The 24358-nt window shown below is 45.2% G+C and carries 24 protein-coding genes; 18 read left to right on the forward strand and 6 right to left on the reverse strand.

From position 1 onward, the window contains the following. Nucleotides 1–57 precede the first annotated feature (57 nt). From ACIFSR_RS19385 to ACIFSR_RS19400, 4 genes are all read right to left on the reverse strand, one after another. The gene (locus ACIFSR_RS19385) at nucleotides 58–225 is read right to left on the reverse strand and encodes a hypothetical protein (protein WP_339204909.1); all 168 of its coding nucleotides are present in this window, start codon (nucleotides 223–225) and stop codon (nucleotides 58–60) included. A 68-nt stretch (nucleotides 226–293) separates the two neighbouring features. Further along, a complete protein-coding gene (locus ACIFSR_RS19390; RefSeq protein WP_339204908.1) occupies nucleotides 294–455 on the reverse strand; it encodes a hypothetical protein in 162 nt (53 codons plus the stop codon). A 98-nt stretch (nucleotides 456–553) separates the two neighbouring features. Next, complete coding sequence (locus ACIFSR_RS19395; RefSeq protein ID WP_430059354.1) at nucleotides 554–1414, reverse strand: helix-turn-helix domain-containing protein; 861 nt, start codon at nucleotides 1412–1414, stop codon at nucleotides 554–556. A 9-nt stretch (nucleotides 1415–1423) separates the two neighbouring features. After that, entirely contained in the window at nucleotides 1424–1903 is a 480-nt protein-coding gene (locus ACIFSR_RS19400) for a GNAT family N-acetyltransferase (RefSeq protein ID WP_430059356.1), read from the reverse strand. A 177-nt stretch (nucleotides 1904–2080) separates the two neighbouring features. Here ACIFSR_RS19400 and ACIFSR_RS19405 point away from each other — a divergent pair, with 177 nt between their 5' ends. The 16 genes from ACIFSR_RS19405 (at nucleotide 2081) to ACIFSR_RS19480 (ending at nucleotide 20665) form a co-directional block, all read left to right on the forward strand. Continuing rightward, nucleotides 2081–2911, forward strand: coding sequence for an amidohydrolase family protein (locus tag ACIFSR_RS19405; RefSeq protein WP_339204905.1), 831 nt, complete (start codon nucleotides 2081–2083; stop codon nucleotides 2909–2911). Further along, the gene (locus ACIFSR_RS19410) at nucleotides 2908–4404 is read left to right on the forward strand and encodes a tagaturonate reductase (RefSeq protein ID WP_339204904.1); all 1497 of its coding nucleotides are present in this window, start codon (nucleotides 2908–2910) and stop codon (nucleotides 4402–4404) included. Before ACIFSR_RS19405 ends, ACIFSR_RS19410 begins: the two co-directional genes overlap by 4 nt. Further along, nucleotides 4397–5899: a UxaA family hydrolase gene (locus ACIFSR_RS19415; protein ID WP_430059358.1), complete on the forward strand. Its 1503-nt coding sequence runs from the start codon at nucleotides 4397–4399 to the stop codon at nucleotides 5897–5899. The genes ACIFSR_RS19410 and ACIFSR_RS19415 overlap by 8 nt, the downstream gene beginning before the upstream one ends. A 65-nt stretch (nucleotides 5900–5964) precedes the next feature. Then, nucleotides 5965–6909 (forward strand): aldo/keto reductase, encoded by a 945-nt coding sequence (locus ACIFSR_RS19420; RefSeq protein ID WP_430059360.1) that lies wholly within the window; start codon nucleotides 5965–5967, stop codon nucleotides 6907–6909. A gap of 14 nt (nucleotides 6910–6923) precedes the next feature. Further along, nucleotides 6924–7937 carry a zinc-binding alcohol dehydrogenase family protein gene (locus tag ACIFSR_RS19425; RefSeq protein WP_430059362.1) on the forward strand — a complete coding sequence of 338 codons (1014 nt, stop codon included), beginning with the start codon at nucleotides 6924–6926 and terminating at the stop codon, nucleotides 7935–7937. 224 nt (nucleotides 7938–8161) lie between these two features. Further along, nucleotides 8162–10024: an ABC transporter ATP-binding protein gene (locus tag ACIFSR_RS19430; protein ID WP_339204900.1), complete on the forward strand. Its 1863-nt coding sequence runs from the start codon at nucleotides 8162–8164 to the stop codon at nucleotides 10022–10024. Continuing rightward, nucleotides 10011–11720 (forward strand): ABC transporter ATP-binding protein, encoded by a 1710-nt coding sequence (locus tag ACIFSR_RS19435; protein ID WP_430059364.1) that lies wholly within the window; start codon nucleotides 10011–10013, stop codon nucleotides 11718–11720. The genes ACIFSR_RS19430 and ACIFSR_RS19435 overlap by 14 nt, the downstream gene beginning before the upstream one ends. Nucleotides 11721–12980: 1260 nt before the next feature. Beyond that, nucleotides 12981–13934, forward strand: coding sequence for an ABC transporter permease (locus ACIFSR_RS19440; RefSeq protein WP_076267197.1), 954 nt, complete (start codon nucleotides 12981–12983; stop codon nucleotides 13932–13934). Further along, complete coding sequence (locus tag ACIFSR_RS19445) at nucleotides 13924–14865, forward strand: iron chelate uptake ABC transporter family permease subunit (protein WP_076267196.1); 942 nt, start codon at nucleotides 13924–13926, stop codon at nucleotides 14863–14865. The genes ACIFSR_RS19440 and ACIFSR_RS19445 overlap by 11 nt, the downstream gene beginning before the upstream one ends. Continuing rightward, a complete protein-coding gene (locus ACIFSR_RS19450; protein WP_076267195.1) occupies nucleotides 14862–15620 on the forward strand; it encodes an ABC transporter ATP-binding protein in 759 nt (252 codons plus the stop codon). Before ACIFSR_RS19445 ends, ACIFSR_RS19450 begins: the two co-directional genes overlap by 4 nt. A gap of 70 nt (nucleotides 15621–15690) precedes the next feature. Continuing rightward, nucleotides 15691–16671, forward strand: a complete 981-nt coding sequence (locus ACIFSR_RS19455; protein ID WP_339204896.1) for a siderophore ABC transporter substrate-binding protein — start codon at nucleotides 15691–15693, stop codon at nucleotides 16669–16671. Between the two features lie 169 nt (nucleotides 16672–16840). Beyond that, nucleotides 16841–17593 carry an ABC transporter ATP-binding protein gene (locus ACIFSR_RS19460; protein ID WP_430059367.1) on the forward strand — a complete coding sequence of 251 codons (753 nt, stop codon included), beginning with the start codon at nucleotides 16841–16843 and terminating at the stop codon, nucleotides 17591–17593. After that, nucleotides 17581–18342: an ABC transporter permease gene (locus ACIFSR_RS19465; protein WP_076267194.1), complete on the forward strand. Its 762-nt coding sequence runs from the start codon at nucleotides 17581–17583 to the stop codon at nucleotides 18340–18342. The genes ACIFSR_RS19460 and ACIFSR_RS19465 overlap by 13 nt, the downstream gene beginning before the upstream one ends. Further along, a complete protein-coding gene (locus ACIFSR_RS19470; RefSeq protein WP_430060391.1) occupies nucleotides 18342–19193 on the forward strand; it encodes an MBL fold metallo-hydrolase in 852 nt (283 codons plus the stop codon). The genes ACIFSR_RS19465 and ACIFSR_RS19470 overlap by 1 nt, the downstream gene beginning before the upstream one ends. 54 nt (nucleotides 19194–19247) lie before the next feature. Further along, nucleotides 19248–19712: a divergent PAP2 family protein gene (locus ACIFSR_RS19475; protein ID WP_339204894.1), complete on the forward strand. Its 465-nt coding sequence runs from the start codon at nucleotides 19248–19250 to the stop codon at nucleotides 19710–19712. Nucleotides 19713–19891: 179 nt separating this feature from the next. Next, nucleotides 19892–20665 (forward strand): alpha/beta hydrolase, encoded by a 774-nt coding sequence (locus ACIFSR_RS19480; RefSeq protein ID WP_339209749.1) that lies wholly within the window; start codon nucleotides 19892–19894, stop codon nucleotides 20663–20665. 13 nt (nucleotides 20666–20678) lie between these two features. Here ACIFSR_RS19480 and ACIFSR_RS19485 read toward each other — a convergent pair whose 3' ends face one another. After that, on the reverse strand, nucleotides 20679–21626 hold the full coding sequence (locus ACIFSR_RS19485) for a TRM11 family SAM-dependent methyltransferase (RefSeq protein WP_430059370.1): 948 nt from the start codon (nucleotides 21624–21626) through the stop codon (nucleotides 20679–20681). Between the two features lie 86 nt (nucleotides 21627–21712). Continuing rightward, nucleotides 21713–22801 carry a glycosyltransferase gene (locus ACIFSR_RS19490; protein WP_430059372.1) on the reverse strand — a complete coding sequence of 363 codons (1089 nt, stop codon included), beginning with the start codon at nucleotides 22799–22801 and terminating at the stop codon, nucleotides 21713–21715. Nucleotides 22802–22955: 154 nt separating this feature from the next. Here ACIFSR_RS19490 and ACIFSR_RS19495 point away from each other — a divergent pair, with 154 nt between their 5' ends. Together ACIFSR_RS19495 and ACIFSR_RS19500 are read left to right on the forward strand one after the other, a co-directional pair. Beyond that, nucleotides 22956–23777, forward strand: a complete 822-nt coding sequence (locus ACIFSR_RS19495) for a hypothetical protein (protein ID WP_430059374.1) — start codon at nucleotides 22956–22958, stop codon at nucleotides 23775–23777. After that, nucleotides 23774–24349, forward strand: coding sequence for a hypothetical protein (locus ACIFSR_RS19500; RefSeq protein WP_430059376.1), 576 nt, complete (start codon nucleotides 23774–23776; stop codon nucleotides 24347–24349). Before ACIFSR_RS19495 ends, ACIFSR_RS19500 begins: the two co-directional genes overlap by 4 nt. Nucleotides 24350–24358 lie beyond the last annotated feature (9 nt).

Raw genomic sequence — 24358 nt, forward strand, 5'->3', positions numbered from 1 at the left:
TACTATTTGGGGAGCATATCATTGTGGAGGCAGCCTTTTTACTTTGATTCTGCTTTATTATTGTTGGCCGGGACGAATACGGACGACTCCGATGTCTGTTGCATTGATTGCAAATGCATTTCCGCCTTGATTAATGGATGCATGTGCGTTTTGCTTGACATTAACAAAGGTTTTACCGTTGTTTTTCTTTACTGTGTTGCCCTGCTTAGAATGTTTAAAGGACATGTTATCACCTCCTTTGAGGCGTGTGTAAAATATTGCTGCTTAGTGGAGGGATGAGGGATGAGAGGGAACTAGCTGCGCTTTGATTTTTTGAAAATTTGCACAGTAGCTGCATTGCTTGCCAGCACATTGCCCTGCTGTGCACTTGCTTCGGATGATTGATAAATATTAATGATCAAATATTTGTTTTTGCCTACGCGGTACTTAATAGTTTTCACACTTGAACGAACCATCTATGAGCCTCCCTTACTAGCAAGTTTCTCTTTACTAGATAACATATGAGAGAAACAGGCGGCCTGTATCCGCTAATATTAACCGTCAAATCTATCAATTATTCATTCCTTTTGTAATGCGAGGGTGTCATGCCTGTTAATTTCTTAAACATACGGTGAAAATGCGGAAGGCTTTCAAAGCCGCATTGCTCGGCTATTTCGGCAATATTGGCATCGCTCTCCATCAAAAGTTCTTTCGCACGGATTATTCGTTTGGTCGTGACATATTCCGTAACGTTCATGCTGGTTAGTTTTTTGAAAACACGCGAAAAATGAGCGGGCGTAACCGATGCGCGTTTGGCAAGCTGTGACAACCCAAGAGGGCTGCTCGGATGCTCATCGATATAGGTTAATACAGCGGTCATCCAGCTTGGAGCGGATGAGGATACCGTTTGGCCTTCTTCAGAGGGAGCGAGGATGCGCCCGAGGAACAGCAATATTTGCTGGAGATGAAGAAGGATAGCTAGACGATTGCCTGGCAGCTTGTCCATTTCCTCCAAATGTATCCGATCGATTAAATCGACTATTTGTTGTTTCTTTTCAGCAGATGCCTTCGACAGCTTGTACGCCTTATGGCGCTTAGCTTGCTCGAAGCAGCGCAAATAGGAGAAAGGATCGCCAAGTGGCGGACTGTGCACGAGTGAAGCATTAAAGAAAAGCGCAGTTGATGTTTTCGGGTCATTCGAATCTGGAAAGGAGCGATGGATTGTGTTTCCTGGAATAAGGAAGATGTCGCCGGGAACAGCATCATAAAACGTCTGATCGATAAAGAACGTACCTTTGCCGCTATAAATATAAACGAGTTCATACCAATCGTGTATATGATCAGGCAATTCGTTTTGCGCGCTCTTGGTGTCACGATATACGCATTCAAACGGAAACGGTGTGTGGGCATCGAACCTTTTACGATAGGGATTCATAGCTTTCCCTCACTCTCCTGTATGAATAGATAACGTCCACTTCTCTTCGATAAGTTGTTTATTAGACAACACTTCAGTATGGCTTTCCTTTAAAACAAATCCATTTTTAGCATAGATTCGTCTTGCTGTTACGAGCTCACTGTTGGTCCAGAGGATGATGGTTTTGAAAGCTAACCCCTTACAGAAATCAATGGCGGTTTGTACCAGCTGCTGCCCATAACCAGCTCCTCTTACGTCAGGCTCAATGAGAAACAAACCGAGCTGAGCGGTTTCCTCATTTACTTTATGAATACTAATCGAACCAGACTGCTTTCCTTCGCTTTCCAAAATCCAAATGTTCTCATTAGGATCTGACCTCTCGATAAAACCATGTACACGATCAGCAATAAACGCTCGGAAAGAAAGATCGTAGTGGAACTCCTTATTGTAAAGATTGTAGTGGGAGTTAATGATGTAATCTACATCTTCTAATTTAAACGGACGGATCATCCGATCACCTTTTCCATTCTATTTTAAGTTTCAAAAAGCGCTAGTCCTCCTAGCATCAGCCTGATTGTAACAAATATCAAAAAAGAGTACAAATATGCATGAATTGATTATTTCAGCTATCAATATTGTTTTTTATAATGAAGAGGAAGCTACTTTGTTAGAAAAGAGGCTGATGAGATGAGAATAGATTCGCATCAACATTATTGGAAGATTGAACGAGGGGATTACGGCTGGATCACACCAGACATTCCGGTGCTTTACCGCGATTTTTTGCCTCAGCATTTGGAGCCTCATCTAAATAAACATAAGCTGGACGGTACGATTGTTGTGCAGGCGGCAGCGACGCTTGCAGAAACGGATTATTTGCTGACATTAAGCGAGTCATCCGATACGATATTAGGCGTTGTCGCATGGCTGGATCTTGCCGATCCGGATTATCGCAATCATTACGAGCGTTTTGCGCAGCATCCGAAATGTGTAGGCTTCCGTGTCATGATTCAGGAGATGCCCGATGCGAATGCGATTTTAGCACCAAGCTATTTGGAAGCGTTCACATATTTTGCAGACAAAGGAATACCGATAGATTTGTTAGTTGTGTCGCATCAGCTTACTCCTCTAGTTGAACTGCTGGATAAAGTGCCAGGCCTTCATGCGGTCATTGACCATATCGCGAAGCCTAGAATAAAAGCTGGGGAGCTTGAGCCTTGGAAAAGCCAGATTAGCCAAATGGCTGCTCATCCTAATCTATTTTGCAAGCTCTCGGGAATGGTCACAGAGGCGGATCATGATAATTGGCAGCCAGCTGATTTCTTGCCCTATATCGAGCATACGCTCGAAGCATTTGGTTACAAGCGGGTCATGTTTGGCAGCGATTGGCCGGTCAGCTTGCTTGCGGCAAGCTACGACGAGGTTGTGTCCGTGCTTGAACAGGCGCTGCCGCAGACATGGACGGAATTAGAGCGAGAGCGGTTGTTTGGACGAAACGCAAAGGAGTTTTATCGAATATGAATACTTTAAACGAGCAGCAATTAAATGAAGAACAGACACAGCAATATAGGGCAATGAAGCAAGCTAAGATTACGGTACTGCAAATTGGCGAAGGCAATTTTTTGCGCGGCTTTTTTGACTGGATGATTCAAGCTTGCAAGAATCAAGGCTTATACGAGGGAAGCATTGCGGTGACGCAGCCGCGTCCCGGAGGCAAACCAAAGATTGATGCGCTGGCAGAACAGGACGGTCTATATACGCTTGTTGTTCGCGGTTTGGAGAATGGTGCCAGCGTGGAGCGTACAGAGATTGTTTCTGTGTTTAGCAAAGTATTTGATCCGTATTCCAATTGGGATGAATATCTCGTTTTGGCCGAAAGCCCAGACTTGCAGGTTGTCGTATCCAACACGACGGAAGCGGGACTTGTTTATCGACCGGAGGAGCTCATCGAGGGACAACCGATTCAGTCGTTTCCCGGCAAGCTGACACAGCTGCTGTACCGCAGATTTAATTATTTTAAAGGCGATCCGAAGCGCGGCTTAGTATGCTTGCCTTGCGAGCTGCTGGAACGTAATGGCGATGAGCTTCGCAGCTGTATTTTGCGCTATAGCGATGATTGGGGATATTCCGAAGAATTCAAACATTGGGTTACTCAGCATAACCGTTTTCTGAACTCATTAGTCGATCGCATTGTAACTGGTTATCCCGATGCAGCGCAGGCCGAAGCTTGGTTTGGTGAATGGGGTTACTCCGATTCCATGCTGAGCACAGCAGAGCCATATCATTTATGGGCGATTGAGACAGGACCGGAGCTTGATGAGCTGCTCCCACTGCGCAAGGCGGGTCTGAATGTACATTATGTCGAGGATTTGAAGCCTTTCCAGCTGAGGAAGGTACGAATTTTGAATGGTGCACACACGTTAATGACGCCGCTTGGCTTGCTGCGTGATATGGAGCAGGTGCGGGAAGCGATGGAGGATACAGTGCTTGGTCCTCTGGTGAGAGCAACAGTAGAGACAGAAATTATTCCGTCACTTGCCATTTCTGAAGAGGAGCTGCACGCCTATGCACAGGATGTTTATGAACGTTTTCTTAATCCGTTCATTCGTCATCGACTTGCGGATATTGCGATGAACAGCTTAAGTAAATTTAAAGTGCGTCTGCTTCCATCCCTGCTTCATTATGCAGAAGATGGTAATATGCTGCCAACTGGGCTTATACAAGGTTTTGCTGGTTTGTTGAGGTATTACAAAGTAATGCCTGGTGAGACGGGTTACGAAGGGAAAACGTTAAGCGGATTGTCGTACGTGGTGCGGGATGATGCCAGCTTGCTTGCCATCATTGCGTCTATATGGGCGGAAGCGAAAGAGCAGAAATGGCCGCTGGAACAGACCGTATCTAGACTGCTGCACTTGGAAAACGTGTGGGGATGTGATCTGGCTGCACTATGGCCAGAACTAGCAGCTGCGGTAAGCACGAGCATAGAGGAAATGGAGCGAGTAGCGAATGAATAGCTGGATTCGATTGCATGAGGATGATCATGTCGTTATTGCGCTGCAGTCATTTGCAAAAGGGGATAAGCTGACGCTTGAATCGGGGCTAGTTCTTGAGCTGCAAGATGAGGTGCCGAAGGGTCATAAGGTGCTGACGCGAGCTGTCCGCAAAGGGGAGCATGTGCTCAAGTTTGGTTACTCGATTGGAGTTGCGAAGGAAGATATTGAGCCAGGCAGCTGGATTCATACCCATAACATGGGCACGGGCTTAAAAGGATTTCTCGATTATTCGTATGAGCAGACTACGTCGCCAGCAGAAGTGAAAGCAGTATCGCGTGATGCTGACCGTACCTTTCAAGGCTTTATTCGCGAGAATGGCGATGTCGGTATACGAAACGAAATTTGGATTATTAACACGGTCGGCTGCATTAATAAAACCTGTGAGATTGTAGCAAGAAAAGCACATGCGCTTTATGAAGGACGTGTGGATGGGGTGTACCATTTTGCACATCCGTTCGGCTGCTCGCAGCTTGGCGATGATCTTGTGCACACACAGAACCTGCTTGCCTCACTCGTAAACCATCCGAACGCAGCTGGCGTACTCGTTATCGGTTTAGGCTGTGAGAACAATCAGATTGATGCGTTCAAGCGGGCAATTGGCGAACATAGCGCGGAACGAGTGAAATTTCTCAAGTCGCAAGAGGCAGAGGATGAGATCGAGGACGCGCTGGGACTGGTAGAAGAGCTCGTAAGTTATGCAGAACGATTCAAGCGCGAGCTGGTTTCCGTATCGAAGCTGAAGCTTGGCCTGAAATGCGGCGGCTCGGATGGCTTGTCCGGCATAACGGCGAATCCGCTCGTAGGCGCGGTATCGGATCGTTTGATCGAAGCGGGCGGTACAGCTATATTGACCGAGGTGCCTGAGATGTTTGGCGCGGAGACGATATTGATGAGTCGCGCAGCAAATGAGCAGGTATTTCACAAAATTGTTCATCTAATAAACGATTTCAAGCAATATTTTATAAAGCATGATCAAGAAATTTATGAGAATCCATCGCCCGGCAATAAGGCAGGGGGCATCAGTACGTTAGAGGAAAAATCACTCGGCTGCACTCAAAAAGGCGGACACGCTATTGTAAGGGATGTTGTGCCTTATGGGGAGCGCATTACGAGCAGCGGTCTCAATTTATTAGAAGCGCCTGGCAATGATCTGGTATCGGTTACGGCACTATCAGCCGGAGGAGCGCATATCGTGCTGTTCACGACAGGACGGGGAACGCCGTTTGGCGGGCCGGTTCCAACGGTGAAGATTGCGACGAATAGTGAGCTTGCTGCCCGCAAGAAAAACTGGATCGACTTTAACGCAGGTGAGCTGCTTGAGAGCAAAAGCATGGAGATGCTGACCGATGAGCTGTGGGAGCAATTAATTAGCTTAGCATCAGGCGAGCTGCAAACCCACAATGAGCGAAACGGGTTTAAAGAAATCGCGATTTTTAAAGACGGCGTTATTTTGTAAAAGCGGTGGCGAACGGTGATAGATGGCAATAACAGATTGATCCTCAAAAATCGGAGTGGATATAAATGAAATATCGTAAACTTGGCAAGACGGGACTTGAGGTGTCAGCTCTCAGCTTTGGCGCATCCTCGCTAGGTTCTGTATTTCGAGAGACGGACGAAGCAGAAAGCATTCGTACCGTGCATACTGCGGTGGATATGGGCATTAATCTGATCGACGTTTCGCCGTATTATGGCTTAACGAAAGCGGAGGCGGTACTCGGCAAGGCGATAACTGAGATTGCGAGAGATCGGTTTATTCTGACAACGAAGGCTGGAAGGTATGGCGAGGATGAGTTCGATTTCTCGGAGCAGCGTATCATCCGCAGTGTGGATGAAAGCCTTAATAGGCTGCAGACGGATTATATCGATATATTGTTTTTGCATGATATTGAATTTGTTCCCTTCGAGCAAGTTGCAGAGGGTGCGTTCTTAGCACTCGATAAGCTGAAACAGCAGGGGAAAATCCGATACTCGGGCGTATCTGGACTTCCGCTTGCTGTATTTGAGAAATCGCTGGCGTATACCGAGCTCGATGCTGTACTTTCTTATTGCCATTATTCTTTAAATGATACCTCTTTGCTGGAGCTATTGCCGCTTTTGGAGCAAAAGCAGGTTGGGCTTGTTAGTGCATCGCCGCTTTCGATGGGCTTGCTTGGCAATCGCGCAGTTGCGAGTTGGCATCCTGCTGGTGAACAGATACGTACTTTATGTGCGAAAGCCGCCGAGTATTGTGCTGCTAAGGGCGAGGATATCGCCAAGCTGGCTGTACAATTCGCTACGGCGAATGAACGAATCCCAACAACTCTGGTGAGTACAGCTAATCCGGCTAATATCCGTAAAAACATAGAATGGACGGACGAGCCGATTAATGAACAGCTGCTGCGAGAGGTTCTTGCTATATTGGAGCCGATTCATAACCTTAGCTGGAAAAGTGGAAGAGAAGAATACAATACCAGAATTGACGTATAAGGGAGAGCTGCAGGGTGAGAGCAATCGTATGTGAACAAATCGATCAGCTAAGGCTGGTTGAGCAAGAGGAGCCTGTCCTGCAGCCAGGGACTGCAGTCGTTCGTATTCAGAGAATAGGAATTTGCGGAACCGACCTGCATGCATATAAAGGAAATCAACCTTTCTTCTCTTATCCGCGCGTGCTGGGTCATGAGCTGGCTGGTATCGTTGAGCAGGTGGATGATCAGCAAGGCAAGATTAAAGCGGGCGATCAGGTAAGCATTATTCCATATATGCACTGCGGGACATGTATTGCATGCCGCAATGGGAAAACGAATTGCTGCACGGACATGAAGGTGCTAGGCGTGCATATTGATGGCGGCATGCGCGAGCTAGTTGTCGTACCGACTACGCATTTGCTCGTGACGAACGACCTGACGCTTGATCAATCGGCCGTTCTGGAGCCGCTGAGCATTGGCGCGCATGCCGTTCGACGCGCGGAGCTTCGAGCTGGCGAAACGGTGCTCGTTATTGGCTCTGGGCCGATTGGTCTTGGTGTTATGGCTTTTGCCAAGCATCGTGGTGCGCGGGTGATCGCAATGGATATTCAGGAGGATCGCCTAGCCTTTTGCAAGCAATGGGCGAAGGTGGATGAGACGGTTAATGCTTTGGAAGACGCTGCGGCTAAAATTTCAGAATTAACAGATGGAGATTTTCCAACCGTTGTATTCGATGCTACCGGCAGCGCAAGATCGATGAGCGATGCATTTAGTTTTGTCGCACACGGAGGTAAGCTTGTCTACGTTGGCCTCGTCAAAGCAGAGCTTTCCTTCAACGATCCCGAGTTTCACAAGCGGGAGATGACATTAATGGGAAGCCGAAATGCGACTATTGAGGACTTCTCAGCAGTTCAAGAAGCTGTGCGAAGCGGCAGCATTGATGTGGCTAGTTTCATTACGCATCGTGTGCCGTTTGCGGAAATGATCAACCACTTCGATAGCTGGCTGAAGCCAGAATCAAAGGTTATTAAAGCGATTGTGGAATTATAGCCAAGATATCGCAACTATTATAGAGAGTCCGGTCTACAGGCGCTGGTGCCTTGAGCCGGGCTTTTTACGTGTTTATGTGCAGTGGCGATGCTGCTTGGTAATGAATGATTATAATCATTTTGTGCGTTGACAAAATGTGTACCCAGAATTATGATAGGTAGCCAACTGCCAAAAAATAGGTTGTTTAAAGGGGTTTAACAAACAGAAACGAGGAGGGAACAACGATGCTAAAAACAGAAAAAGCTGCGGAAGCCGATAGGCCATCGCAGCAGATGAGCGAACAGGCTCGCAAGCAAGCGGACAAAGGAAAACAGAAGGCTGAGCTGAATGAATCAAAAAGCTCCTACATTTGGGCGCTAAAGTTTTTGACGCCTTATAAGAAGCAAATCGCAGCACTTGCGGCCTGCGGTACGATGGCGGTGCTTGGTGAAACATTAACGCCAAAGATGATCCAATATGTTATCGATCATGTCGTAGTCAACAAAGATACCTCGCTTTTTATGATGATTTTGGGAGCGCTTGTAGCTATCAATTTGCTCATGCTTATCGCTAAAAATTACCGTAATTTACTTCAGCGGACAATTGGCGAATTAGCATCCCGCGATATGCAAACGGCGATTTTCAAGCATTTGCGCAAGCTCGGCTTTGCTCATTATGAGCGGCACCCTGCAGGTGAGACGCTGTCGATGTTTAACTCCGAGGTAGCTTCGGTTCAGAAAATATATCGCAATGTCCTCCCGAGCGTCATCGAAAACTTGCTTTTTATAGCGGTAGCTATTTGTTTGCTGCTCAGCATTAGCGGCTGGTTATGCCTCATCATGCTGCCAACATTCGGGCTTTATTATTTGTTTGGGCCTTATTTTGAACGGAAAGCTTCCCTTTACGGGAGAGAATCCGGTCAATCACGAATTGCCTATAATCAATCGGTTTACGAAAGCATATCCGGCTTGCGCGAATTTCGAGCGTTTGGCTCGCAGCCCTGGTACCATGGACGGACGCTCGGGAAACATAAAGAGTGGTCGCATGTTTACTTGCTCGCTGCTACGTATAGCTTCGGGCGAGGCAGCTTTCGGCGGTTCACATTTTATTTGGGAGCCATTGCATTATTTATTACGGGCTACTACTCTCTCCAAAATAATTGGATTACGTTAGGCGGTTTTATCGCCTTTACCCTCTTATACATGACGACGATGTTCCGCCTCACGCTGCTCGTCACCCAGCTTACGGAACAGAAGCTTATCATCCACCAAACGATTCCGCTATATAGATTCATGCACAAAGAAATTGAGATTGATGATCCGGCCGATCCCATCGCTCTTGATGAGGTTCGCGGCGGACTTACGTTCGAGGATGTTTACTTTCAGTATCCGGAGCAGCCTCCTGTTATTAACGGCTTCTCGCTCACCATCAAGCCAGGAGAGAAGGTCGCCTTTGTAGGAGCAAGCGGCAACGGCAAGACCACGATGTTTAAAATGATTGGACGTTTTTACGATCCGACTGCTGGCATGATTAAGCTGGATGGTGTACCAATTCAGCAAATGACGCTAGAGCGTTTGAGAGAGTCGATCGGTTATGTATTTCAAGAAACCTATCTGTTCGGATCTTCTGTCAAAGAGAATATTCGATTCGGCAAACCAGAAGCAAGCGATGAAGAAGTGGTTGCAGCCGCCAAAGCTGCTTATGCGCATGATTTCATTATGCAGCTGCCCGAAGGCTACGATACGCTCGTTGGCGAGCGAGGCATGAAGCTATCAGGCGGACAGAAGCAGCGAGTATCGATTGCACGGATGTTTGTGAAGCAGCCAGCTATTATTTTGCTCGATGAGGCGACCTCATCTCTAGATAATGTAAGTGAATATGAAGTGCAGCGTGCGCTTGATGAAGTACTGGTTAACCGTACGACGATTGCGATTGCACACAGGCTGTCGACGGTGAAGCATTTTGACAAAATCGTCGTCATTCACGAGGGCCGCGTTGCGGAGGCAGGAAGCTATGAAGAGCTGATTGCACGCAAAGGGCTGCTGTATGAGCTGGAAATCGGGCAATCCGAAGCAGCGGAAGAGAGGGTGGCACATGAAGTATCTTAAAATCTTTTGGTCGAACTCCGTCATGCTGAGAGGTACCTATCTCATTGTGCTGCTCTATCTCGCACTGGAGTCCGTATCCAATTATACGATTGTATATGTTCAAAAAATATTAATTGATGACGTATTTACGGAAGGCAAGTATGAGCTGATGCCGATTGTCATCTCCATATTCGCGCTAGCAGGTCTCGTTTACTCGCTAATGTTTACAATGACGAGCCGAAGTCTCGTTCGCAATGAATTTGCAGTGAGCCGCTCTTTGCTCTCCCGAATGCTGAAGCGACTTGAAGGTGTTCCAGTCGAACGGTTCCAAAATGAGCGGACCGGCAAATACGTATATTCGTTCACGCAGGATCTGTTCGTTTCGGCTAGCGTGATGGGCTGGCAGATTCCGCGCGGTATACAGGAGACGTTAAACCTTTGCATATTGATGACGATCATTGGCATTTCCAGCCCTATTTTGCTGCTTATGATTGTGGGGCTTTGTACCATTTACGTACTTATTGGCTTTTACTTCACCCCCAAGCTGAAGGAGCAAGCCAAAAAAGTGGCGGAGAAACGTACGGCGCTGCTCATTCAAATTGAAGAGGGAGTAGCCTCTACACGAGAAGTGGTTGCTTATCACCGATTGAAGTGGGAAATGAAGCTTTACGATAAAATGTTTGCGGAATACTTTGAGCAGGTAATGGCTGAAGGAAAACTCGTGAATCGGCAAATTCGCTACAGCGACCCGATGAAATGGGGCATTGGCATTCTTGTGCTTGGCTACTGCGGTATGCAGCTTATTCATGAACAAATGTCGATCGGAACGTTCGTCATCTTGTTTCAGTTTTCTACGCAAATGTCGGATTCCTTCTATAATCTATTTCAATTTATTATGGGCATGTCGTCGCAGCTTGCTAACGTGGACAGGGTTCAGCGTATTTTGGAGATGGAGCAGCAAGATAAGGGTCAAAAGAGTATAGCGGGACCGATTGAGCAGTTGTCCTTTAAAGATACGAGCTTTCGCTATTCGCCAGAGCTGCCGGAGGTCATTCGCAGATTTTCGGCTGATCTGCCGATCGGAAGCAAAATTGCTTTTGTAGGGACGAGCGGGGGAGGCAAATCAACCATTGCTCAGCTATTGGTTCGTTTCTTTGATGCGCCGAAGGGGACTTTTAAGCTGAACGATATGGACGCCCAAATCTTCAACCGCGAGCAGTGGGCGAGTAAGGTGTCTGTTGTATTCCAAGACCCGTATATGTTCTCTGATACCATTCGTGAAAACCTGATGTTAGGCAGAGACGAGGTAAGCGAAGCGGATGTGGAGGAAGCATGCCGTATCGCTCAGATTCATGATTTTATTCTGGGGCTGCCAGATGGTTATGACACAAATATTGGAGAGCGGGGTATCAAGCTATCCGGCGGACAGCGTCAACGTATTGCAATTGCACGGGCAATTGTCAGTGATCCGGAAGTTTTGGTGCTGGACGAAGCGACGTCAGCGCTCGATCTGGAGACAGAGCGTCAGTTGCTGGCTGGCCTAGAAGCAAGACGGAAGGGGCTAACAACAATTATGATCGCACATAGGTTGTCCACTATTGAGAATGCTGATGTGATCTTCGTTATGGATCAAGGATCGTTAGCCGAGACCGGCACCCATGAACAGCTGCTCGCCACAGGCAAGGTGTATCAACAGCTGCTCATGGCGCAGCATTAGATGCATTGTATGAAGCAGTAAGTAAGTTAGGCTGTTTGTATGGAGATAGAGCTGGAATCTAGATTTAGATTCCAGCTCTATTTTTTAATATGTTTTTACTTTTGAGGTTGATTGACGAGATGAGCTGCATGAATAAGACTAGTTTTTAGCTCTATTTGTGCTGAAATGGTGATTTTGGTGAGAATAGTGCTAGTTTCTAGCTCTATTTCTGATCACTTCACGCTTTAGAGGCACTTTGGCGAGATGCGCTGCTTGGATAAGACTAGTTTTTAGATCTATTTGGGCTGAAATAGTGAATTTGGTGAAAATAGATCTAGTTTCTAGCTCTATTTCTGAGCAGTTCACATTTTAGAGGCACATTGGCGAGATGAGCTGATTGAATAAGACTAGTTTCTAGCTCTATCTGTGCTGAAATGTTGATTTTGGTGAAAATAGAGCTATTTTCTAGCTCTATTTCTGATTGGTTCACGCTTTAGAGGTGTTTTGACGAGCAGAGCAGCATGGATAGGACTAGATTCTAGCTCTATTTCTGATCAATTTACACTTTAGAGGCACTTTGGAGGGATGAGTTACTTGGATAAGACTAGTTTTTAGATCTATTTGCGCTGAAATGGTGATTGTGGTGAGAGTAGAGCTAGTTTCTAGCTCTATTTCTGATCAATTCACACTTTAGAGGTGTTTTGACGAGCAGAGCAGCATGGATAGGACTAGTTTCTAGTTCTATTTGCGCCGAAATGGTGATTTTGGTGAGAATAGAGCTAGTTTCTAGCTCTATTTCTGATCAGTTTACGCTTTAGAGGTGTTTTGACGAGTCGAGCTGCTTAGTTAAGACTAAATTCTAGCTCTATTTGCGCTGAAATAGTGATTTTTGTGAAAATAGAGCTAGTTTCTAGCTCTATTTCTGATTAATTCACACTTTAGAGGCACATTTGCGAGATGAGCTGATTGAATAAGACTAGTTTTTAGTTCTATTTGCGCTGGATTGGTGATTTTGGTGAGAATAGAGCCACAAACCGCTAATTAGCTTCCCCGGACGGAGCATATCCATGTTCACCAACCCGTCACACCTCCCAGCTGTATAGAAATGTCCATCCTTGAAAACAGGAAAGTCCATTCCGATCATCTGAAAATCGTGTAACATAGTGAATGTTGCTGATAATGGTTATCATTGAATGATGATAAGCGGAGGCAATGTATTTTTTTGATAATTAATGAGAATGATTATCTCTGATAATATTCGTGATGATTCGAGGATTGAGTATGAAGCTATGGTATCTTTTTGTCGTGCTTATTGTATTATCGATTACTTCTTTATTTATCGGAGTAAAAGACATCTCGCCGCTGGATCTGTTCAGTCTGACGGATGAGCAGCTTCAGGTTCTCACGATCAGCCGTTTTCCTAGGCTTATCAGTATTATTATTGCCGGCGTCGGCATGAGCGTTACAGGTTTGATAATGCAGCAGCTAAGCCGCAACAAATTCGTATCGCCTACGACCGGTGGAACGGATGATTCCGCTAGACTCGGTATCCTCGTTGCCTTAATGGTGTTCCCATCGGCGAGTACGCTTGAGAAAATGCTGATCGCGTTTGCTTTTGCACTCGCAGGAACCTATCTGTTCATGAAAATTCTCGATCGTCTGAAATTTAAAGATACGATTTTCATTCCACTGGTAGGATTGATGTTCGGTAACATCATCAGCTCTGTTACTACATTTTTTGCCTATAAAAATGATCTTATTCAAAACATCTCATCTTGGCTGCAAGGCAGCTTCTCGCTTGTAATGAGCGGACGTTACGAGCTGCTGTATGTAAGCCTGCCGCTGCTCGTAGTAGCTTATCTCTACGCGAACAAGTTTACCATTGCTGGTCTTGGCGAAGAGTTTTCAACCAATTTGGGAATGAATCATAAGCTTGTCGTTAACATCGGGCTTGTAATTGTAGCTCTTGTATCGGTTATCGTCATTTTGACTGTCGGTACGCTGCCTTTTCTTGGCCTTATTATTCCGAATATCGTGACGCTGTATATGGGCGACAATTTGAAAAAAAACCTGTCGCACACGGCGGTGCTTGGAGCCATATTCGTACTGGTGTGCGATGTGCTTGGCCGCCTAATTATTTTTCCGTATGAAATTCCAATCGGACTCACGATCGGCGTTGTCGGAAGCATTATTTTTCTTTACTTGTTGATGAGGAGAAAGGCATATGAAGCTTAAACTAAGTTTGCTTGCGGTGCTGGGCGTCGCATTAATTGCCGTATTTTTGTTCATCGATCTTGGAACCCATTGGGATTATGCACTGCCAAGAAGATTGAAGAAGGTACTGGCGATTGTCGTAACCGGGGGCGCTATTGCTTACTCCACTATGATTTTCCAGACAATTACGAACAACCGTATTTTGACGCCGAGCATTATCGGGTTGGATTCCCTTTATATGCTGATTCAAACCTTCGTCGTTTTTACCTTTGGATCGATGAGTCTGCCAAGCACAAACAAGCATCTTAATTTTTTTATTACGATAGCGGCAATGATAGCATTCGCCTTGCTGCTCTATAAGTTTCTTTTCAAAAGGGAAGGCAGAAATCTTTATTTCCTTCTATTAATAGGGCTAGTGATGGGCACATTGTTCGGGAGCATGTCGACGTTCATGCAGGTTCTTATTGATCCGAATGAATTTCTAATTGTACAGGGGAAAATGTTCGCCAGCTTCAATAACGTCAACACGGATCTGCTTATCATTTCAATCATCATCGTCGCTCTTGTAGCTATTTATGGCATGCGGCTAAGCAAATATTTTGACGTGTTGTCGCTGGGTAAGGAGCATGCAGTCAATCTTGGCATTCCTTATGATTATGTTGTCAAAAGAGTGCTCGTCATCGTTGCTATTCTGATCGCTGTGTCCACGGCTTTAGTTGGCCCGATTACCTTCCTTGGACTGCTCGTCGTCAACGTAGCCTATCAGTTCATGAAGACCTATCGGCATAGCTATCTCATTCCAGGAGCGATACTCATCAGCATCATTTCACTCGTTGGCGGTCAACTGCTCGTAGAGCATGTGTTCACGTTTGAAACGACGATTAGCGTCATTATTAACTTCATCGGCGGAGCGTACTTTTTATATTTGCTGCTAAGGGAGAAAAAAGCATGATAGAGGTTAAAAATGTTTCCAAATCATATGGCGGCAAGCCGGTGATCGAGGATGTATCGATTCGGATTTCGAAGGGAAAGGTCACTTCGTTTATCGGTCCGAACGGTGCAGGCAAGAGTACGCTTCTCTCTATGATTAGCCGATTGTTAGCGAAGGACAGCGGTCAAGTGTTAATTGAGGGGAAGGAAGTAAGTAGCTGGAAAAGTGCTGACCTTGCCAAAAAGATATCGATCTTAAAACAGTCGAATCATATTAATCTTCGTTTAACGGTTCGAGAGCTCGTCAGCTTCGGCAGGTTCCCTTATTCACAAGGCAAGCTGACAAAGGAAGATTGGCAGCAAGTAGATGAAGCCATTGCTTATATGGATCTTGTTGATCTGCAAGCCAAGTACCTTGATGAACTAAGCGGTGGACAAAACCAGCGTGCATTTATTGCGATGGTTATCGCTCAGAACACCGAATACATATTGCTGGATGAACCGCTCAACAACTTGGATATGAAGCACTCCGTCCAAATTATGAAGGTGCTGCGGCGGCTCGTTGAAGAGCTTGGCAAAACGGTCGTGCTCGTTATTCACGATATCAATTTCGCTTCTTGCTACTCCGATTATATCGTGGCGTTGAAGGATGGAAAGGTCGTCAAGGAAGGTTCAACCGAGACGATCATCGACAATGCCGTGCTTCATGACATCTATGACATGGACATACCGATTGAGCTCATAAACGGGAATCGTATCGGCGTCTATTTTAAGTAGTCATGCAAGATTTACTTACTTCCGGTTTTCAAGTTTTTCAATATAAAAAATTGATTTAGGGGTGAATGTTTTGAAAAAATCTATACCTGTATTGGCTATTTTAGTCATTCTAAGCTTGGTGCTTGCAGCATGCGGCGCGAATAACAACGGAAATAAAGGCGCTAACAGCGCTACGAACACACCAGCATCTGAAACACCTGCAACAGATGCACCTACAGAAATTACAGTTAAACATCAGCTTGGCGAAACGGTTGTCCCCGTTAATCCTAGCAAGGTTGTCGTATTTGACTATGGTACTCTCGATACACTAGACAAGCTAGGTGTAGAGGTTGCTTCACTTCCGCAAGCTAGCGTTCCTGCATACCTTGAAAAATTTAAAGATGCAAAATACGTAAACGCAGGCAGCTTGAAAGAGCCGGACTTTGAGAAAATCAATGAAACTGCACCTGACTTGATCATTATTTCAGGTCGTCAACAGGATGCTTACGAAGAGCTTACGAAGATCGCTCCTACGATTTTTATGGGTGTGGACAACAAAAACTTCATGGAGTCCTTTACGACTAACGTGAAAACACTGGCTCAAATCTTCTCTAAAGAAGCTGAAGCAGATACAGAGCTAGCAGCGATTAATGATTCCATTAAAGCTTTGAATGAAAAAGCAACAGCTTCTGGAAAAAATGGCCTTATTATTTTGGCAAACGAAGGTGCAATCAGCGCATATGGTAAAGCATCGCGTTTCGGTATCATTCATGATGTGTTTGGCATACCGGCTGTAGATGAGAACATTAAAGTTTCTACTCACGGCGACCCTGTTACATTTGAATATGTAGCAGAGAAGGATGCTGATTACTTATTCGTAGTTGACCGCAATGCAGTGACAGAGGGATCTGGGGATGCACATTCCTCCGTTGAGAATGCTTTGGTGAAAAACACTAAAGCGTACAAAGAAGGAAATATCGTATATCTTAATCCAGATTTCTGGTACCTTTCCGGCGGCGGACTTATCTCTGTAGCGGAAATGGTTAAAGAAATTGACGCAGCGATAAAATAATAGCAGCAAGCATAGATGGACTATGAAGGCTGGTGGCCTACTTCCGCAACTGCGGCAGTAGTCATCAGCCTTTTTTTAGCATACGAGCGGGTGTGTGGCTTATTAAATTTTCTTTTTAGAGCCAAGCATTACAGCTATAATGTAAGGGAAGCCGAAGGGAGGAACGTTTGTGGCTAGTGTTTTGGAACTTCATAGTATTAGGAAAAACCGCAGTGGTGATGGAAATGTTCAGTTGTTCGCAAATGTTACTGCAACGATTGCTGATCCGGCTATTATTTCTATATTAGGTGTATCTGGACAAGGCAAAAGCACGCTGCTTCGTTTGCTTGCAGGTCTGGATAACGCCGATGAGGGTGATATCCGTTTACATAATGTTTCACAGCGAGAACTAGATCCAAGGGTTTGGAGAATGAAGGTATGTTACGTTGCTCAGCAGTCCGTTATGCTGAATGGGAGCATTGAGCAAAATTTGAGAACCGTGAGTATGCTGCATCGCATACCGTATGACGAGAAGCTCGTACGCCACATGCTGCCAAGGCTAGGGCTGGATCATCTTGATATGGGCAAAAGCGCCGAACAGCTGTCAGGAGGAGAGAAACAGCGAATATCGCTGCTCCGTTCCTTGCTTCTTCATCCTACCGTGCTTCTTCTTGATGAGATTACCGCGTCGCTTGACCGAGGCAGCAAGGAAATGGTGGAGGAAGTGCTGCGAGAGTGGCATCATCAAGAAGGGGCAACGATGCTTTGGGTTACACATGATTTGGAGCAGGCTCAGCAGATGAGCAGCTCGATATGGTTCATGGGGGAAGGAACGCTGCTGGAGAACAGCGACACGCCTGCTTTTTTTGAACATCCAACATCTGAGCTCGCACAAAATTATTTAAAAGCGCCGATACAAAAGGAGCAGCCATGTCAATCGTAGCACTTAGCTTCACCTTGTTGTTTGTGATGATTACGATGCTTATCTCCGTATGGCAGAAGCTTGGGCTTGAGCGAGACATCGCGATTGGCACCATACGTTCTGCGGTACAGCTGCTGCTTGTCGGCTATGTGCTGCAATTTATTTTTAATACGAGCAATCCGCTGTTTATTACAATGATCCTTGTACTTATGATTAGTGTAGCGTCTTATCATGCTGGTAAAAGGGGAGCTGGACTGAAGGGCATCATTTGGAAAATCGCGATTGCAATTACATCGACAGAGCTGCTTATGATGGGACTGCTGCTCGGCTTTCGAATTATAGAAGCGACACCGCAATACATTATTCCGATTAGCGGCATGACGATCGGCAATGCGATGGTCGTTTCGGGTTTACTGCTCAATCAAATGAGAAGAGAGGTCGAATCCTCGAAAGGCGAGATGGAGACGCTGCTCTCACTTGGAGCGACAGCAAGGCAAGCGATTCAAGACGTAATGAAGCGATCGGTTAAATCGAGCATGATTCCGACGATAGACGGGATGAAGACGGTAGGTCTAGTTCAGCTTCCCGGTATGATGACAGGGATGATTATCGCTGGCGCGAATCCGATCGAAGCGGTTCGGTACCAAATATTAATTGTGTTTGCGTTCGCAAGCTCAGCTGCGGTTACGAGCATTATTTTAAGTTTATTAAGCTATAAGCTATGGTTTACGAAAGACCTTCGCATTCAAAATATGGAGCAAAAAGGGTGATGACCGTCGTGAACGTATATAACAGTGGGGAAAATTTAGTAAAGCAAATAGCTGGAACTGCACTTCCAGATCAAGCTTTGGCGTTATGGGCGCTTGGACAAGAGGGCTTTCTCGTCAAATGGAACAAAAAAACGATTTTATTTGATCCGTATTTGACGAACTCGGTGTATGAGATGGCAGGACCGCCGTGGTCACGAGCCTTTGAATCGCCGCTGTCGCCTTCGGATTGCCTCGATGTCGATTATGTCGTATGCTCCCACCACCATGAGGATCATATGGACAAGCAGACGCTGCAAGTTATTCAGCAATCATCCAAAACACGATTTATCGTACCGAGAGCTCATCTTCCGCTATTGAAGGAATGGGGTTTCCGTGATGAGCAGCTGATTGGCATCTCTCATGGACAATCGATTGAGCTTGCAGGCGGCATAAGGCTCGATGCATTCGCTGCCAAGCATGAACAGTTCGAACAGGATGAAGCAGGTGAGCATAAGTTTCTAGGTTATGTTGCGAATTTTAATGGCATTCATCTTTATCACTCTGGCGATACCGTTGGTTTCCCAGAGCTTATCACTTGGCTGCAAAGCAGACAAATCGATATTGCATTATTGCCGATCAATGGAAGAGATTTTGTTCGAAATGAACAGGGGATCGTTGGCAATTGCAATTATCGTGAGGCTGTTGAGATTGCGGTACAAATTCATGCTGATTTATTGATTCCGATGCATTATGGCTTATTTCCACACAATGATGAGAACCCGGCTTATTTCGTCGATTATATCCAGCGTCATTATCCAGCCCAGAAGTTCCATATGTTCGCACCTGGTGAGCGATTTATTTATATGAAATAATTTACGCTCAGCAGGGCAAAATGAGATGGGAATAAGGACTGGAGGTTGACGGATATGTCAAACAGAGGACTTGTGACAGCGTTGACGGCTGTTGGGACAGCCCAATTGCTTAAGCTGCCTGTACATTTTGCGAGAAGCGGCAAATGGGATGTGCGGAAAATTATTGGTTCAGGTGGAATGCCGAGCTCACATTCAAGCGGCGTTTCCGCGCTAGCTGCATATACGGCGACCAAATATGGCGTAAAGACGCCGGAATTTGCCATATCCGCGATGCTTGGCATTATTGTGATGTACGATGCGATGAATATTCGCAGACATACAGGTGAAATTGCTGTGCAGGTAAATGATTTGGACGAGGATGTGGAGAAGCTGGCTGGAGAGCATCCTGGATTGTATCATGCGCGCAGGCGTGAACGGCTTAAGGAAAGTCTCGGTCATCAGCCTATTGAAGTTTTAGCCGGCTCACTGCTCGGAGCATTTATCGGTTTCGTTGGAGCTTTGACGATTAACAAGAAATAAGGCAAGCAGCAATTGTAAAATGAACAGACAGGCTTAGGCGCTTTTTTGGCTTAAGCCTGCTTTTATTTGAATACATGCTTTTGCAGATGACTGGCCGAACCGTTAGTTATATAATGGTAAAAGATTTCAATTCTTATGCAGCATAAGGGGGAAATAAGGTGGCAGAGCAATTATTGTGGATGCACGGAGCACCGTATGCACTGGGAAATGCAGATGAGGATTGTCCAGCCATAACACCATATCTTGTAGATGGCGAAGACAGACCAGCTGTTATCGTATGTCCAGGCGGAGGATATGGCATGCGAGCGCACCATGAAGGAGAACCGATTGCACAGTGGCTGAACAGTTTAGGTATTTCTGCGTTCGTTTTGCGATATCGGGTGGCGCCTTATCAATATCCTTGCGCACTGCTGGATGTTCAACGGGCGATACGTACCGTCCGTTTCAAAGCAGAAATGTATCGAATTAATCCGAATAAAGTAGGCATTCTTGGATTTTCAGCAGGCGGGCATTTAGTTTCGAACGCGGGGACAAGCTATGACCAAGGGAATGAAAATGCAGAGGATGTTATTGAACGACAGTCCTGCCGTCCGGATTTACTCGTCTTATGTTATCCTGTCATCACACTCAAAGACCCTTTCACGCATGAGGGCTCAAGAGAAAATTTGCTTGGCAAAGAAGCGAAGCTGGATCAAATCGAACAGCTCAGCAATGAAACGCAGGTAACCTCGGATACACCGCCAACTTTTTTATGGCATACAGCAGATGATGGCGCCGTTCCTGTCGAGAACAGCCTTTTGTTCGCATCCGCGCTGAGCAAGCACCAGGTTCCTTTTGATCTTCACGTGTATACGAAAGGACGTCATGGGCTTGGCTTAGCCGAGGATGAGGAGCATACAAAAGAATGGACGGCTGCTTGCGCATCGTGGCTAGCATTTAATGGGTACAAATAATAGCTGTAATCTACTATTCACAGACGATTATTTGTCTGACGAAGCTGCCTTTTCGAGTCGTACAGCGATCTAAGATGGTAAGGCCTGCGTTTGCAATAAGCTCGTCCATTGGATCAGCAGTCACAATGACAGCTTTGTTTGCGATTCGGCGAGTATGCTGCAGCAAGGAGAATTGTGCCTCGGGTGTCGTATTAGAGAAATGATTGTAAGGCATATCTACAATGGCTACATCATAATGGTCAGAGATATCAGCAATATCACCGCAAACGGCATCCGTTTCATATTCGAAATGAGCCAGGTTTTCACGTGTCCCGCGAATGATAAAATGGTTGATATCTCGGCCTACGATGTTCATGCCCATGGACAGCGCCTCTACCAGTACCGTCCCAATGCCGCAGCAAGGGTCGATCGCCTTAATCCCGACTGGATTCGGAATAGCGATATTGGCTATAGCGCGCGCAACTCGCGTACTGAGTGCAATGGAATAGCTGCGCGGTTTTTGCATGTGTGCAAGCCATACGGCTTTGCTTTTTATATAATTGCCAAAGTACCAGCGACCGCCCCAAGTTATAATGCCAAAAACGCAATCAGGTTTGCGTACATCAGCCTCGCCTTCGATATAAACGCCAAGTTCACGTTCAATTGCGCGTTGTCCTTCAAAATCGATTTTGTTTTCCGCCGTCAGGTCATTCATTTTTAGGAAAATCACCTTAAATGTAGCCTCTCCTAATTGAATTTGCTTCACCTGCTCCAAAATATCCTCAAGCCGTTCGCCTTGATATAAAACTTCAAGCCGCTCTCTCATAAAAGGACTTCGGTCGGGATGTACGTCTATTTCGCTAAATAAAAGATCAGTTTCTGATTGTTTTCCAAATAAAGAACGCATCTCCAAGCGGCATAAATCAGCCTCTTCAATGCGATAGCCATAGGTATATACGAATAGATTGTTTCTATTTTCCAAGTTGTTGTCGCATCCTTTGTATAATTGAATTGAAGCCTCTAGTATACATGAAAAGGATGGGCGGACAAAGGAATGGCGATGTGCAATTAACGCTTAGTGTAGCGAATCAGTCGGTTATGAACGGTTTTTTTCCTTCCAAAAAGTTTGAGAAACAGCAATGGCGATTGGCGCGGCAAGCGGAATTCAAAGTGATATAGCCATGCCGCAAGCTTGAATTTAAGCGTTAAATAATAAAGAAATGACTTGATGTTGCTGTAATTGTGAAGCCAGCCAAGCTCCTTCGTACTGTCTGTCATCATTTTAAGGCTGACGATTCTTGCCATATCTTTTTTTGCAGGAGCGACAGGATTGTTTTTGAAATTGTTGATCAGCATCGAAAGGATCGTTTGGATGTGGTAGGACGCCATGTCCTTTCTATAATGGGCATGCGCTAATAAACCGAATTTCTCGGATAAGCTCTTTCGCAGCTGGTACTGCAGAACAAGGCTTTCTTCAAGATAATGCTTATAGGGAGAACGTATCAGACTGTTCAGATTGTTAACCGTGTTGTGATAATACAAAGGGTCCGGAATCGCGCAGACACGATCAGAGGTTAGCAAGGCTTCCAAATGGAAAATGGTATCTTCTCCTACCGTTAATCCCTCGTTGTACAGGATCCCGTTTTTTTCAAGCGATGCGCGAAGAAATAGACTGCGCCAAGTAAAACAAAGATCATTATTAGAATGAACAGCTGCGGCGCTTAGTATTAAATCTTTACCGTTCATAACGGTATGCAGCCGAAAGCAGGGCGATACGTTCTGTTTGGTTGGAATTGTCGCGTAACCTCCAATCAACACTTCGCAAGCATGCTCTTCTGCCATGGCGTATAGCTTTACGAAAAAAAGCGGATCGATTTCATCGTCAGCATCAAGAAAGGCGACGTATTTGCCGCTTGCCGCTTGTAAACCGGCATTTTTGGCGCTGCTCGCACCGCCGTTTGGCTTGTGAATCACTTTAACTCTAATGTCTGTTATAGCGAATTCTTCGCATATTGCACCGCTGAGATCAGTGGAACCGTCATTGACTAGCAGCACCTCAATATTTCGAAATGCCTGATTAAGAATGCTTTTCAAACAGGGACGCAGCCAATTTTCGGCATTAAATATAGGTACAATCGCACTTATCGCGTAATTCATAGGCTACACCTCTGACGTGTTCGATCGTTTAAATTTCATAAAGCAATGTTCAAAATAATCATATCACATTCGTTATAAAGAACAACCTCTTATTTTAAAACCAATTATTATCTCTAGCACAAATAAGTGGTAATATGAACAGATGAGGAGAGGGGTGACAGGACTGAAAATTAAAATGAGATGGTATGTCGTCGTGTTTCTCATAGCGGGAAGCTGGCTAGGAAATCTTTGGTATTTTCAGAGCATGCAGCTGAAGGAGGCGCTGTTTCTAAAGCATGACAGCACCATAAATGGGAGCACTGGTGAAATACTTGATTTTACATTTTTTGAAAATAAACAAGCATCTAATAAAGTAAGCAGCATTCAAATAGAAGAACTGCCGGAATTCCGATTTCAAATTTATAAAAGCAACATACATACTCATCAATCTGAGATGCGAGCATCTGGACAATTGATTCCAGATCTTATCAATGAGGAGAGGAAAATACCGTTCACAATAAGAGAGATTAAGGTGTATTACGAGAAAGGGCAGTCTAGAAAAGTTCCGATTGGTGAGATTAATGTCTTGTGGAATAAACGAGAAAGCATACTGGACTTTGCTTCGGGAAGCTCATCCTCAAATGGCTCTGGAAGCTATAAGGTTTATGTAAGGAAAGCGGCTGTTTTGGAGAAGATTGAATATACGTTCAGCGATAAAGTGAAGCCATGGTTCAAGCTTGATCTATCTGGGAAGCCGCTTGCGTTGGTTGAATTCCCTATGAAGCTGTCACAAGATGATTCATTAGCATTTACATATCAATGGTCTATTCCGGATAATGAGCTCGAAGCCTACACGATGTTTAAATCCAAAATCATTCTTCACTTCAAGCTGGATGACGGACAGGAAATGATAGAGAACATTCCGATTAATCATAACCTTAATTTTAGTGAGCGGCAGCTGAAGCGTTTAGTCCGTTCGGGAGGTGAAATGCATTGAGCACCCCTTTCAGACGTGAACTAAGGAGACTTGGCTGGGGCCTTGTTATTGCAATGATAGATATAAGGCTTGGATACTTTGATTTGCTGCCTGACATTATAGGTTACTTGATGGTTTTGTCAGCCCTGCAGCATCTGGGCTCCATACACTCGGCATATAAAAAAGCGAAGTACATTTCTATTGTTCTGATCATTCTTACTATTCCAGTTCTGTTTATCCAAACAAATGTAACGATTACGGAATTTTCGTCTATACCGCTGGCCGTCCATTTTTATTCGCAACTGCTGTTTATTCTTCATATTTTGATGGCGTATTGGATTTTTAATGGACTTATTGAAATGCTGAAACAGGATGGGGCTGTTCAGTTGTTGGATACTGCGATTAGCCGCAGAAATACTTATTTGGTGTTCAACATTTTAATGGTTATAATATATCCGTTCTTGTTGAATGTAGAAGATAGCTGGGTCATGCTGTTAATCGCTTTTGGAATATTGTTATTCATTATGGAGCTGCTATTTCTTCGATTGCCATTTCGAGTCTCAAATGTTAGGGAGAAAAGGTCGTTGAATTAGCGGAAAAGG

Source organism: Paenibacillus sp. NRS-1760 (assembly GCF_050467785.1).
Taxonomy (GTDB): domain Bacteria; phylum Bacillota; class Bacilli; order Paenibacillales; family Paenibacillaceae; genus Pristimantibacillus.